This is a genomic window from Citrobacter europaeus (genome assembly GCF_037482245.1).
In the GTDB taxonomy this organism is placed as follows: Bacteria; Pseudomonadota; Gammaproteobacteria; order Enterobacterales; family Enterobacteriaceae; genus Citrobacter; species Citrobacter europaeus.
Genome location: NZ_CP148084.1, coordinates 4,156,289 through 4,169,650, shown reverse-complemented (window position 1 = coordinate 4,169,650; position 13,362 = coordinate 4,156,289). Strand labels below are relative to the sequence as shown.

General features: G+C 54.1%; 8 protein-coding genes. 6 read left to right on the top strand and 2 right to left on the bottom strand.

Going from position 1 to position 13,362, the window contains the following annotated elements:
- Positions 1–196 precede the first annotated feature (196 nt).
- The 4 genes from aceE (at position 197) to traT (ending at position 7,293) form a co-directional block, all read left to right on the top strand.
- Positions 197–2,860: a pyruvate dehydrogenase (acetyl-transferring), homodimeric type gene (gene aceE / locus WHR59_RS19550; protein ID WP_043018442.1), complete on the top strand. Its 2,664-nt coding sequence runs from the start codon at positions 197–199 to the stop codon at positions 2,858–2,860.
- A gap of 14 nt (positions 2,861–2,874) precedes the next feature.
- Positions 2,875–4,767: a pyruvate dehydrogenase complex dihydrolipoyllysine-residue acetyltransferase gene (aceF, locus tag WHR59_RS19545; RefSeq protein WP_043018443.1), complete on the top strand. Its 1,893-nt coding sequence runs from the start codon at positions 2,875–2,877 to the stop codon at positions 4,765–4,767.
- Positions 4,768–4,942: 175 nt separating this feature from the next.
- Positions 4,943–6,367: a dihydrolipoyl dehydrogenase gene (gene lpdA / locus WHR59_RS19540; protein WP_003829486.1), complete on the top strand. Its 1,425-nt coding sequence runs from the start codon at positions 4,943–4,945 to the stop codon at positions 6,365–6,367.
- A 194-nt stretch (positions 6,368–6,561) separates the two neighbouring features.
- Entirely contained in the window at positions 6,562–7,293 is a 732-nt protein-coding gene (traT, locus tag WHR59_RS19535) for a conjugal transfer complement resistance protein TraT (RefSeq protein ID WP_043018444.1), read from the top strand.
- A gap of 65 nt (positions 7,294–7,358) precedes the next feature.
- On the opposite strand, the gene WHR59_RS19530 is transcribed toward traT, so the two are convergent.
- The gene (locus WHR59_RS19530; RefSeq protein ID WP_338843387.1) at positions 7,359–8,153 is read right to left on the bottom strand and encodes a DUF2950 family protein; all 795 of its coding nucleotides are present in this window, start codon (positions 8,151–8,153) and stop codon (positions 7,359–7,361) included.
- Between the two features lie 10 nt (positions 8,154–8,163).
- A complete protein-coding gene (locus tag WHR59_RS19525; RefSeq protein ID WP_338843386.1) occupies positions 8,164–9,750 on the bottom strand; it encodes a DUF3300 domain-containing protein in 1,587 nt (528 codons plus the stop codon).
- Between the two features lie 448 nt (positions 9,751–10,198).
- Here WHR59_RS19525 and acnB point away from each other — a divergent pair, with 448 nt between their 5' ends.
- Positions 10,199–12,796, top strand: coding sequence for a bifunctional aconitate hydratase 2/2-methylisocitrate dehydratase (acnB, locus tag WHR59_RS19520; RefSeq protein ID WP_016151723.1), 2,598 nt, complete (start codon positions 10,199–10,201; stop codon positions 12,794–12,796).
- Positions 12,797–12,970: 174 nt separating this feature from the next.
- Entirely contained in the window at positions 12,971–13,333 is a 363-nt protein-coding gene (yacL, locus tag WHR59_RS19515; protein WP_043018447.1) for a protein YacL, read from the top strand.
- Positions 13,334–13,362 lie beyond the last annotated feature (29 nt).

Here is a 13,362-nt window from a genome sequence, read left to right as displayed (position 1 = left end):
TGCGCTTTTGGTTGTTCAAAATAATTCGGGTTGTATCGCGGCGGCAAGCGCGCGAGTTGCCAGGAACATAGTGAACTATGTGACTGGTGCGAGGAAGCGCAGCCAACAAAGAGACAACCTGAAGTATGAAGAACAAAGAGCGTAATGGGACAGGTTCCAGATAACTCAACGTATTAGATAGATAAGGAATACCCCCATGTCAGAACGTTTCCCAAATGACGTGGATCCGATCGAAACTCGCGACTGGCTACAGGCGATCGAATCGGTCATCCGTGAAGAAGGTGTTGAGCGTGCTCAGTATCTGATCGACCAACTGCTTTCAGAAGCCCGCAAAGGCGGCGTGAAAGTAGCGGCAGGTGCAGGGGCCAGCAATTATGTAAACACTATTGCCGTTGAAGATGAACCGGAATACCCGGGCAATCTGGAGCTGGAACGTCGTATTCGTTCTGCTATCCGTTGGAACGCCATCATGACCGTACTGCGCGCGTCTAAAAAAGACCTCGAGCTGGGTGGCCACATGGCATCCTTCCAGTCTTCCGCAACGGTATATGATGTTTGCTTCAACCACTTCTTCCGTGCACGCAACGAGCAAGATGGCGGCGATCTGGTGTACTTCCAGGGCCACATCTCTCCGGGCATCTACGCACGCGCATTCCTGGAAGGTCGTCTGACTGAAGAGCAGATGAACAACTTCCGTCAGGAAGTACATGGCAAAGGCCTGTCTTCCTACCCGCACCCGAAACTGATGCCGGAATTCTGGCAGTTCCCGACCGTATCTATGGGTCTGGGCCCAATCGGTGCCATCTACCAGGCTAAGTTCCTGAAATATCTGGAACACCGTGGCCTGAAAGATACCTCTAAACAAACCGTTTACGCCTTCCTGGGCGACGGCGAGATGGATGAGCCAGAATCTAAGGGCGCTATCACCATCGCGACCCGTGAAAAACTGGACAACCTGGTCTTTGTTATCAACTGTAACCTGCAGCGTCTTGACGGCCCGGTAACCGGTAACGGCAAGATTGTTAACGAACTGGAAGGCATCTTCGCGGGTGCTGGCTGGAACGTTATCAAAGTCATGTGGGGCGGTCGTTGGGATGAGCTGCTGCGTAAAGACACCAGCGGTAAACTGATCCAGCTGATGAACGAAACTGTTGACGGCGACTACCAGACCTTCAAATCCAAAGATGGCGCATACGTACGTGAGCACTTCTTCGGTAAATACCCGGAAACTGCAGCCCTGGTTGCTGACTGGACTGATGAGCAGATTTGGTCTCTGAACCGCGGTGGTCACGATCCGAAGAAAGTTTACGCTGCACTGAAAAAAGCGCAGGAAACCAAAGGCAAAGCAACTGTAATCCTCGCCCATACCATTAAAGGTTACGGCATGGGTGACACCGCTGAAGGTAAAAACATCGCTCACCAGGTTAAGAAAATGAACATGGACGGCGTGCGTTATATCCGCGACCGTTTCAACGTTCCTGTGACCGACGAGCAGGTTGAAAACCTGTCTTACATCACCTTCCCGGAAGGTTCTGAAGAGCACACTTATCTGCACGCTCAGCGTCAGAAACTGCACGGCTACCTGCCTGCTCGTCAGCCGAACTTCACCGAGAAGCTGGAACTGCCAGCTCTGGAAGACTTCGGTGCGCTGCTGGAAGAGCAGAACAAAGAAATCTCCACCACTATCGCTTTCGTTCGTGCCCTGAACGTGATGCTGAAGAACAAGTCGATCAAAGATCGTCTGGTTCCGATCATCGCTGACGAAGCGCGTACTTTCGGTATGGAAGGTCTGTTCCGTCAGATCGGTATCTACAGCCCGAACGGTCAGCAGTACACCCCGCAGGACCGTGAGCAGGTTGCTTACTATAAAGAAGACGAGAAAGGTCAGATCCTGCAGGAAGGTATCAACGAACTGGGTGCTGGCGCATCCTGGCTGGCTGCTGCGACCTCTTACAGCACCAACGATCTGCCGATGATTCCGTTCTACATCTACTACTCCATGTTCGGGTTCCAGCGTATCGGCGACCTGTGCTGGCAGGCTGGCGACCAACAGGCTCGCGGCTTCCTGGTAGGGGGTACTTCTGGTCGTACTACGCTGAACGGCGAAGGTCTGCAGCACGAAGATGGTCACAGCCATATTCAGTCTCTGACTATCCCGAACTGTATCTCTTACGATCCGTCTTACGCGTACGAAGTTGCAGTCATCATGCACGATGGTCTGGAGCGTATGTACGGTGAGAAACAAGAGAACGTTTACTACTACATCACCACGCTGAACGAAAACTACCACATGCCGGCAATGCCAGCAGGTGCCGAGGAAGGTATCCGTAAAGGTATCTACAAACTCGAAACCCTCGAAGGTAAGAAAGGTAAAGTTCAGCTGCTGGGCTCCGGTTCTATCCTGCGTCACGTGCGTGAAGCAGCACAGATTCTGGCGAACGACTACGGTGTAGGCTCTGACGTTTACAGCGTAACTTCCTTCACTGAACTGGCGCGTGATGGCCAGGATTGTGAGCGCTGGAACATGCTGCACCCGATGGAAACTCCGCGCGTTCCGTACATCGCTCAGGTGATGAACGACGCTCCGGCAGTAGCATCTACTGACTATATGAAACTGTTTGCCGAACAGGTTCGTACTTATGTACCGGCTGATGATTATCGCGTACTGGGTACTGACGGTTTCGGTCGCTCTGACAGCCGTGAAAACCTGCGTCACCACTTCGAAGTTGATGCTTCCTACGTGGTTGTAGCGGCCCTGGGCGAACTGGCTAAACGTGGCGAAATCGATAAGAAAGTGGTTGCAGACGCAATCATCAAATTCAACATCGATGCAGATAAAGTTAACCCGCGTCTGGCGTAAGAGGTAAAAGAATAATGGCTATCGAAATCAATGTACCGGACATCGGGGCTGATGAAGTTGAAATCACCGAGATCCTGGTCAAAGTGGGCGACAAAGTTGAAGCTGAACAGTCGCTGATCACCGTAGAAGGCGACAAAGCCTCTATGGAAGTTCCGTCTCCTCAGGCTGGTATCGTTAAAGAGATCAAAGTCTCTGTTGGCGACAAAACTGAGACCGGCAAACTGATCATGATTTTCGATTCCGCCGATGGTGCAGCAGCCGCTGCACCTGCTCCGGCAGAAGAGAAGAAAGAAGCAGCTCCGGCAGCAGCACCTGCCGCCTCAGCAGCGAAAGAAGTACACGTACCGGACATCGGTGGTGACGAAGTTGAAGTTACCGAGGTCATGGTTAAAGTCGGCGACACCGTTGCGGCTGAACAGTCTCTGATCACCGTAGAAGGCGATAAAGCCTCTATGGAAGTTCCGGCGCCGTTCGCAGGTACTGTTAAAGAGATCAAAATCAACACCGGCGACAAAGTGTCTACCGGCTCGCTGATTATGGTCTTCGAAGTTGCGGGCGCAGCGCCTGCTGCAGCACCGGCTCAAGCGGCAGCTCCAGCAGCAGCGGCGGCTCCGGCAGCTTCTGGCTCGAAAGAAGTTAACGTACCGGATATCGGCGGTGACGAAGTTGAAGTCACTGAAGTGATGGTTAAAGTGGGCGATAAAATTGCCGCTGAGCAGTCACTGATCACCGTAGAAGGCGACAAAGCCTCTATGGAAGTTCCGGCACCGTTCGCGGGCACCGTGAAAGAAATCAAAATCAGCACCGGCGACAAAGTCAAAACCGGTTCTCTGATTATGGTCTTCGAAGTTGAAGGCGCAGCGCCTGCTGCCGCTCCTGCGCAAGCCGCAGCTCCGGCTCCGGCCGCTGCACCGGCTCAGGCTGCTAAACCAGCCGCGGCGCCAGCAGCGAAAGCGGAAGGCAAATCCGAGTTTGCTGAGAACGACGCTTACGTTCATGCAACGCCGCTGATTCGTCGCCTGGCGCGCGAATTCGGTGTGAACCTGGCGAAAGTGAAAGGTTCTGGCCGTAAAGGTCGTATCCTGCGTGAAGACGTTCAGGCTTACGTGAAAGACGCTATCAAACGCGCCGAGTCTGCACCGGCTGCGGCTGGTGGCGGTATCCCGGGCATGCTGCCCTGGCCGAAAGTGGACTTCAGCAAGTTTGGTGAAATCGAAGAAGTGGAACTGGGCCGTATCCAGAAAATCTCTGGTGCTAACCTGAGCCGTAACTGGGTGATGATCCCGCACGTTACGCACTTCGACAAAACTGATATCACCGATCTGGAAGCGTTCCGTAAACAGCAGAACGCGGAAGCTGAAAAACGTAAACTGGACGTGAAATTCACCCCAGTGGTCTTCATCATGAAAGCCGTTGCCGCCGCTCTGGAACAGATGCCACGCTTCAACAGCTCCCTGTCTGAAGACGGTCAGCGCCTGACCCTGAAAAAATACATCAACATCGGTGTTGCGGTGGATACGCCGAATGGTCTGGTTGTTCCGGTCTTCAAAGACGTGAACAAGAAGAGCATTACCGAGCTGTCTCGTGAACTGACCACCATCTCCAAGAAAGCACGTGATGGCAAGCTGACCGCTGGCGAAATGCAGGGCGGTTGCTTCACCATCTCCAGCATCGGTGGCCTGGGTACTACCCACTTCGCGCCGATTGTGAACGCGCCGGAAGTGGCTATCCTCGGTGTCTCCAAGTCCTCTATGGAGCCAGTGTGGAACGGTAAAGAGTTTATGCCGCGTCTGATGATGCCGATTTCGCTCTCCTTCGACCACCGCGTAATCGACGGTGCGGATGGTGCGCGCTTTATCACCATCATCAACAACATGCTGTCTGACATTCGCCGCCTGGTGATGTAAGCGAAAAAGCCGGCCCGACGGCCGGCTTTTTTCTGGTAATCTCATGAAGTCAGTGAGGTTATTGTGCGAAAGACAAATCGGTTGCCGTTTGTTGTTTCAAAATTGTTAACAATTTTGTAAAATACGGGCGGATAGAACGACCCGGTGGACGACGGGTATAAATTAAGAGGTCATGATGAGCACTGAAATCAAAACTCAGGTCGTGGTACTTGGGGCAGGCCCTGCAGGTTACTCTGCTGCCTTCCGTTGCGCAGATTTAGGTCTGGAGACCGTCATCGTAGAACGTTACAGCACCCTCGGTGGTGTTTGTCTGAACGTCGGCTGTATCCCTTCTAAAGCGCTGCTGCACGTAGCAAAAGTTATCGAAGAAGCCAAAGCGCTGGCTGAACACGGTATCGTTTTTGGCGAGCCGAAAACCGATATCGACAAGATTCGTACCTGGAAAGAAAAAGTTATCACTCAACTGACCGGCGGTCTGGCTGGTATGGCCAAAGGCCGTAAAGTGAAAGTGGTTAACGGTCTGGGTAAATTTACCGGGGCTAACACCCTGGAAGTTGAAGGCGAAAACGGCAAAACCGTGATCAACTTCGACAACGCGATCATCGCGGCGGGTTCCCGTCCGATCGAACTGCCATTCATTCCGCATGAAGACCCACGCGTGTGGGATTCCACCGATGCTCTGGAACTGAAAACTGTTCCTAAGCGCCTGCTGGTAATGGGCGGCGGTATCATCGGTCTGGAAATGGGTACCGTGTACCATGCGCTGGGTTCAGAGATCGACGTGGTTGAAATGTTTGACCAGGTTATCCCGGCTGCCGATAAAGACGTGGTTAAAGTCTTCACCAAACGCATCAGCAAGAAATTCAACCTGATGCTGGAAACCAAAGTGACCGCCGTTGAAGCGAAAGAAGACGGTATCTACGTTTCCATGGAAGGCAAAAAAGCGCCTGCTGAAGCTCAGCGTTACGATGCGGTGCTGGTGGCTATCGGTCGTGTACCGAACGGCAAAAACCTCGATGCGGGCAAGGCTGGCGTGGAAGTTGATGACCGTGGCTTCATCCGCGTTGACAAACAGCTGCGTACCAACGTTCCGCACATCTTTGCTATCGGCGATATCGTCGGTCAGCCGATGCTGGCGCACAAAGGTGTTCACGAAGGTCACGTTGCCGCTGAAGTTATCGCCGGTAAGAAACACTACTTCGATCCGAAAGTTATCCCATCCATCGCCTACACTGAACCAGAAGTTGCATGGGTTGGCCTGACTGAGAAAGAAGCGAAAGAAAAAGGCATCAGCTACGAAACCGCCACCTTCCCGTGGGCTGCTTCGGGCCGTGCTATCGCTTCTGACTGCGCAGACGGTATGACCAAACTGATCTTCGACAAAGAATCTCACCGTGTTATCGGTGGTGCGATTGTCGGCACCAACGGCGGCGAGCTGCTGGGCGAAATCGGTCTGGCGATCGAAATGGGTTGTGACGCTGAAGACATCGCGCTGACCATCCACGCTCACCCGACTCTGCACGAGTCCGTGGGCCTGGCGGCAGAAATCTTCGAAGGTAGCATCACCGACCTGCCAAACCCGAAAGCGAAGAAAAAGTAATCTCCCGCTTTTGTGAATACGCCTCTTCGGAGGCGTTTTTTTTGCCTGAAAGCTACCAGTTTTGGTAGTCATGTTATTGATATTTCCACTAAAAAAAACTGCGCAACTGCCGATACTTTTTTCGCCATTGTGTGGCTACTGGCTGCACGGAGAAGAGGCTCTGGACTCTCTATTACACGAAAAAAGGAAAATACATGTCTTTAAAAAAAATCGCGGTTGTTGGCATGGTTGTCGCGACAATGACGCTGACCGGTTGTGGTGCGATGACCACTGCCGTTAAAAAACGTAACCTCGAAGTGAAAACGCAGATGAGCGAAACCATCTGGCTGGAGCCTTCCAGCGAGAAGACCGTCTACATTCAGGTAAAAAACACTTCTGATAAAGACATGAGCAACCTGCAAACCCTGCTGGCAAACGATTTGTCCGCGAAGGGCTATAAAGTGACCAGTTCACCGGACAGCGCCTACTACTGGGTGCAGGCGAACGTACTGAAAGCAGACAAAATGGATCTGCGCGAAGCTCAGGGCTTCCTGAAGACCGGCTACGAAGGGGCGGCGGTGGGCGCTGCTTTAGGCGCGGGGATTACCGCCTATAACAGCAACTCCTCCGGTGCGGCGCTGGGTGTTGGCCTGGCGGCGGGACTGATCGGTATGGCTGCTGATGCTATGGTGGAGGATGTGAACTACACCATGGTTACCGACCTGCAAATCTCCGAACGCAGCAAAGCGAAAGTGACAACGGATAACGTTGCCGCTCTGCGTCAGGGCACGTCTGGCATTAAGCTGCAAACCAGCAGCGCGCAGGGCGATCGCGCAAAATACCAGACCCGCGTGGTGTCGAATGCTAACAAAGTGAATCTGAAGTTCGAAGAAGCGAAACCGGTTCTCGAAGCGCAGCTGGCGAAATCCGTCGCTAACATCCTGTAATCTGTTGTAAGTTGCCGGGTGGCGGTTTCGCCTTACCCGGCCTCCTAACTTTTCGCCTCTGGGGATCAGGGTGCTACGGGCTGCCAGTTTTTATCCGGATGGTATGCGGTTAACGCCTGAGCTTTCTGCTGCGACTCCTCGCCAAGATCCGCCTGGTAGACCTTGTCTTCACCGTTAATGATAAAACTCATGACACCGGTGTGATCGTAGCTGACGGGCCAGGCAACCATCGCAAAGCCGCTGGCTTTATCGGGAAGGATACGGAAATGATAGCCGTGATAGCCCGTACCTGGCTCCGGTGGGCTAAAGGCCGGGCCTAGCGGGCTGGGGGCTTCGCCGGGCGAAACAGGCCAGTACAGACCGTCTTTTTTCCCTTCAGAACTGACAATCTTTTGCGCGTATTTTTGGTTCATCGCAAAGTAGCTTTGCTGAGCATCTACATAGGCGTGTAATGCTTCAATCGCGGAAAGTTCGTTGCGCCCAATCTCACGAGTCAGGATCTCTTCCGCCGCTTCCTTGATATCAAATTGCCAGCCAGAAGCGGTTTTAACAACGGGGATCGGCAGTTGCCAGTCGCTGTCCCCGACCACCAGATGCGCGGTATTGCCGTCGACGATGGTGTTATGGCGAACCTTCCAGTCGCGCAGGAAGCGATCAACCGCATCAGGATCAACGCCTTCCGGCGGCAGAAACTCGCGCCAGTTTTCCCCAAGCAGGTTGTTCATCGCGCTTTCATTTTGTTCGCTGATAGCGCTTGCCAGGGCATCGGTCGCCTGGTCTGGCGAACTGAAGGATTGCTGTGCCATCGCGGTGGCCGAAACCATGAACAACACCATTCCACTGAGTAGTTTATTTTTCATGTCGGCTCCCTTAACGATGACGGAATTCACGGTGTTCAGCACGACCGCCGGAAAGCTGGCGAGATGGCTGGTTGCGGGCGACCTGTCTGCTTTGAGCACCTCGCTGCTGCTGCGCCTGCCAGTTGGCGGAGCGACTGTCGTTGCCGCTCAGTGCATTAGCGCGTGGCTGGCTGGTCCGCTGTTGAAGATTACGCTGCTGCACATTGCGTTGCTGCGCTGGTTGCGTGATCCGTTTCTCCTGGCGTTGGGTCGCGGCCTGGCGATTTTCGCGCTGCTGAGTGTTCGCCCGTTTCGCCGTTTGCGGTTTGGTATCGTAACCCCGGTAGTTATTACGCTGGGAAATTTGCTTCAGCTGTTGGCTGGATGCCTGACGCTGGGCGTCTCTCGTGCCCGTACGCGCCGTTTGCGGGAATGTTTTCCCCGTTGATTTTTCCATCTGGCTCAGGGCTGCCTGACGCTGGCTATCACGGTTGACCGGTCTTTGCTGGGTTGAGCTTAAACCCGTTGCCGTGTTAGTGGGGTGAAAGCGGTTATTAAGCTGGTTGTTAGGGTACGGCACGCCCTCGCGATAGGCCGGGTTATGCTGCCAGGTACGGTTAGCGTCCGTCAGCCGTTGTCCACTGATTTTATTGAAGTTATCAACGTTGATATTAATGTTGTTATCACCATTGCGGTTATAACCGCCATGGTTATCCCAGTCATCGTTATGATGGTGATCGTCGTCATCCCAGTCGATATTGCTGAAGATGGCATAGGTTGTGGCAACACCGAGGCTGAAGCCTAAACCGTTCACGAAGCTGTTGCCAAACTGCTCACCGGGCGTTGGCGGCAGATAGGTTGGCGGATAGGCGGTGTTCGGCCAGGTACCGTAAACCGTATTCGGGTTATAGGTGGGAACGTACACTACCTGTGGATCGGCGGATTCAATTTTGATTACCGTTGGAGCCGGTGGGGCCGTCGATTGAACTGTTACTCCTTCTTGAGTTTGGGTACGAGGAGGAGGCACATTTTTCACACTCGTGGTGACTGTCTGCTGCGGTGTCGATTGCAACGCACCGGTCTGTTGCGCCAGCGCACGCAGGCGTTGCACGGAATCCATAACATCTTTCGGCTGCGCAAGGAAAGCATCGCCCAGGCTTTGTACCCACGGCGGATTTTCACCCATCAGCGACATCAGTTGCGGAAATGCGACCAGTGATTTCACGCTGGGATCCCAGGGTTGGCTGGCAACGGCCTGAATGGCGGCATCACCCTGCATTTTGGGGTTGTCTTTTGACCACTGCGCGGCCTGGATGACGTTGGCTGGGTAGGTTGAGGCCATCAAAATCTGCGACAGCAGTGAATCCGGATAGAGCGCGATAGGCGCAACCCACTGATCGATTTGTGCCGCCGTGTACGTAGGTGTTGCAGCAGGTGCTGGGGCGGCTGGGGCAGGGGCCTCTACGGGAGCCGGAGCCGGCGCTGACGGTTGTTGTGCGACGGGGGCTGGAGCTGCGGGCTCCGTTGCGCGACTTTTAACGAACATCACGCCAGAGGCGGCAAACAGCCCGGCACTGCACAGAAGGACAAGCAGGTGTGGCTTAAAGGGCAACTTCATAAAATGACTCCAACGAGACAAGTGCTGTGCCGTGAGGCGTTCCTGTTGTCGCGAGTATTATTCACCCGTGTTAGACAGTTTTGACTTTTATTGGGGATTCACCCGGTAGGTCCGGAAAAAGAGTGTGAAGATTTATTACACAATTATATCTGATGGCTGAAAAGTCGCTGGAATATTCAGCAGGTCACGCTTGAAAATCAACCGTTTCAGGGCGGTTTCAGGTAGCCTTAATGGCCTCCCGCCTTGTCGCTATACCATTCTTAACGATTCAGCCAATTTTTTATGTTGCTTTTTTGTAAACGGATTAACACTTAATGAAAATCCTGTTATTGTGCCTTATGCGGTACCGGGCATTTACCCTACTAACTACTGTCTCACAGGAGCGTGAAGAGAATCGCCCATCTACAAAAGCGCCGCATTATGACAATGAGAGCGAGGAGATATCGTCGTGCTAGAAGAATACCGTAAGCACGTAGCTGAGCGTGCTGCCCAGGGGATTGTGCCAAAACCTTTAGACGCAACCCAAATGGCCGCACTTGTCGAGCTGCTGAAGACCCCGCCTGTGGGCGAAGAAGAATTCCTGTTAGACCTGTTGATCAACCGCGTTCCTCCTGGCGTAGATGAAGCCGCGTATGTTAAAGCTGGTTTTCTCGCTGCCGTCGCGAAAGGCGACACTACCTCCCCGCTGGTTACGCCAGAAAAAGCCATTGAACTGCTGGGCACCATGCAGGGTGGTTACAACATTCATCCGCTGATTGACGCGCTTGACGATGCAAAACTGGCGCCGATTGCCGCCAAAGCGCTCTCTTCAACGCTGCTGATGTTCGATAACTTCTACGATGTAGAAGAAAAAGCCAAAGCGGGCAACGAATATGCGAAGCAGGTAATGCAGTCCTGGGCCGATGCCGAATGGTTCCTGAACCGTCCAGCTCTGGCTGAAAAAATCACCGTTACCGTCTTCAAAGTGACCGGTGAAACCAACACCGATGACCTCTCTCCGGCTCCTGACGCATGGTCTCGCCCGGATATCCCTCTGCACGCGCTGGCGATGCTGAAAAACGCCCGTGAAGGTATCGAACCGGATCAGCCGGGCGCGGTAGGTCCGATCAAACAGATCGAAGAACTGCAGAAAAAAGGCTACCCGCTGGCTTATGTGGGTGACGTTGTCGGTACCGGTTCTTCGCGTAAATCCGCTACCAACTCCGTACTGTGGTTCATGGGCGATGATATTCCGCATGTGCCGAACAAGCGCGGCGGCGGTCTGTGCCTCGGCGGTAAAATTGCACCTATCTTCTTCAACACCATGGAAGATGCGGGCGCGCTGCCAATCGAAGTGGATGTGTCGAACATGAACATGGGTGACGTGATTGACGTTTACCCGTTCAAGGGCGAAGTACGCAACCACGAAACCGGCGAACTGCTGGCAAGCTTTGAGCTGAAAACCGACGTGCTGATCGACGAAGTGCGCGCTGGTGGCCGTATTCCGCTGATCATCGGTCGTGGCCTGACCACCAAAGCGCGCGAAGCGCTGGGCCTGCCGCACTCAGACGTCTTCCGTCAGGCGAAAGACGTGGCGGAAAGCAGCCGCGGCTTCTCTCTGGCACAGAAAATGGTGGGTCGCGCCTGCGGCGTGAAAGGTATCCGTCCGGGCGCGTACTGCGAACCGAAGATGACTTCCGTGGGCTCCCAGGATACTACCGGCCCGATGACCCGTGACGAACTGAAAGACCTGGCATGCCTGGGCTTCTCTGCTGATCTGGTGATGCAGTCTTTCTGTCACACCGCCGCGTATCCTAAGCCGGTTGACGTGACCACACACCATACGCTGCCGGACTTCATTATGAACCGTGGCGGCGTGTCGCTGCGTCCGGGTGATGGCGTTATCCACTCCTGGCTGAACCGCATGCTGTTGCCGGATACCGTCGGCACCGGCGGTGACTCCCATACCCGTTTCCCGATTGGTATCTCCTTCCCGGCGGGCTCTGGTCTGGTAGCGTTTGCCGCGGCGACCGGCGTGATGCCGCTGGATATGCCGGAATCCGTTCTGGTGCGCTTCAAAGGCAAAATGCAGCCGGGTATTACCCTGCGCGATCTGGTGCACGCCATTCCGCTGTACGCGATCAAACAGGGTCTGCTGACCGTTGAGAAGAAAGGTAAGAAAAACATCTTCTCTGGCCGCATCCTTGAAATCGAAGGTCTGCCGGATCTGAAAGTCGAGCAGGCGTTCGAACTGACCGATGCCTCCGCTGAACGTTCCGCTGCCGGCTGTACCATCAAACTGAATAAAGAGCCGATCGTTGAGTATCTGAACTCTAACATCGTGCTGCTGAAGTGGATGATCGCTGAAGGCTATGGCGATCGCCGTACGCTGGAACGTCGTGTGCAGGGGATGGAAAAATGGCTGGCGGATCCGCAGCTGCTGGAAGCCGACGCTGACGCAGAATATGCGGCGGTGATCGACATCGATCTGGCGGATATCAAAGAGCCAATCCTGTGTGCGCCGAACGATCCGGACGATGCGCGCCTGCTGTCTGACGTGCAGGGCGAGAAGATCGACGAAGTGTTCATCGGCTCCTGTATGACCAACATCGGCCACTTCCGTGCCGCCGGTAAGCTGCTGGATGCGCACAAAGGCCAACTGCCGACGCGTCTGTGGGTGGCTCCGCCAACCCGTATGGATGCGGCACAACTGACCGAAGAAGGCTATTACAGCGTGTTCGGTAAGAGCGGCGCGCGTATTGAGATCCCGGGCTGTTCCCTGTGCATGGGCAACCAGGCGCGTGTGGCTGACGGCGCAACGGTAGTGTCCACCTCTACCCGTAACTTCCCGAACCGTTTAGGTACCGGAGCGAACGTCTACCTGGCTTCTGCTGAGCTGGCGGCGGTTGCGGCGCTGATTGGTAAACTGCCGACGGCGGAAGAGTATCAGACCTATGTGGCGCAGGTGGATAAAACTGCCGTAGATACCTACCGTTATCTGAACTTCGACCAGCTGTCTCAATACACCGAGAAAGCCGATGGTGTGATTTTCCAGACCGCGGTGTAATGCGCTAACGCGTTTTGTTTAAAAACGCATCAATGCCCGGAGAAGTCTGCTTCTCCGGGCATTTTTATTTCTATTCCTTATACCCGCTACGCTTTTTTTCTGCCGCGCTGCTGCGATAATTACAGCAAGGCGCAATGCGGTATTGGCGCATTGCCGGGAGCAGAGGAAGACATTATGGATTACGAATTTCTGCGCGATATTACCGGGGTGGTAAAAGTGCGTATGTCCATGGGCCACGAGGTGGTGGGGCACTGGTTTAATGAAGAAGTGAAAGAGAACCTGGCCTTACTGGATGAAGTGGAACAGGCGGCGCGTGCGGTGAAGGGCAGTGAGCGCTCCTGGCAGCGAGCAGGGCATGAATACACGCTCTGGCTGGATGGTGAAGAGGTGATGGTTCGTGCTAATCAGCTGGAGTTCACCGGAGATGAAATGGAAGAAGGGATGAACTACTACGACGAAGAGAGCTTTTCACTTTGCGGCGTAGAGGATTTTCTTCAGGTCGTGGCCGCATATCGTGAATTTGTGCAACAGCGTTAATTCATGCGGAGCCAGCGGGCTCCGCTATG

Excerpts from the sequence above, each read along its gene's own strand:
- aceE (WP_043018442.1), top strand. The coding sequence starts at position 197 with ATGTCAGAACGTTTCCCAAATGACGTGGATCCGATCGAAACTCGCGAC.
- aceF (WP_043018443.1), top strand. The coding sequence starts at position 2,875 with ATGGCTATCGAAATCAATGTACCGGACATCGGGGCTGATGAAGTTGAA.
- lpdA (WP_003829486.1), top strand. The coding sequence starts at position 4,943 with ATGAGCACTGAAATCAAAACTCAGGTCGTGGTACTTGGGGCAGGCCCT.
- traT (WP_043018444.1), top strand. The coding sequence starts at position 6,562 with ATGTCTTTAAAAAAAATCGCGGTTGTTGGCATGGTTGTCGCGACAATG.
- WHR59_RS19530 (WP_338843387.1), bottom strand. The coding sequence starts at position 8,153 with ATGAAAAATAAACTACTCAGTGGAATGGTGTTGTTCATGGTTTCGGCC.
- WHR59_RS19525 (WP_338843386.1), bottom strand. The coding sequence starts at position 9,750 with ATGAAGTTGCCCTTTAAGCCACACCTGCTTGTCCTTCTGTGCAGTGCC.
- yacL (WP_043018447.1), top strand. The coding sequence starts at position 12,971 with ATGGATTACGAATTTCTGCGCGATATTACCGGGGTGGTAAAAGTGCGT.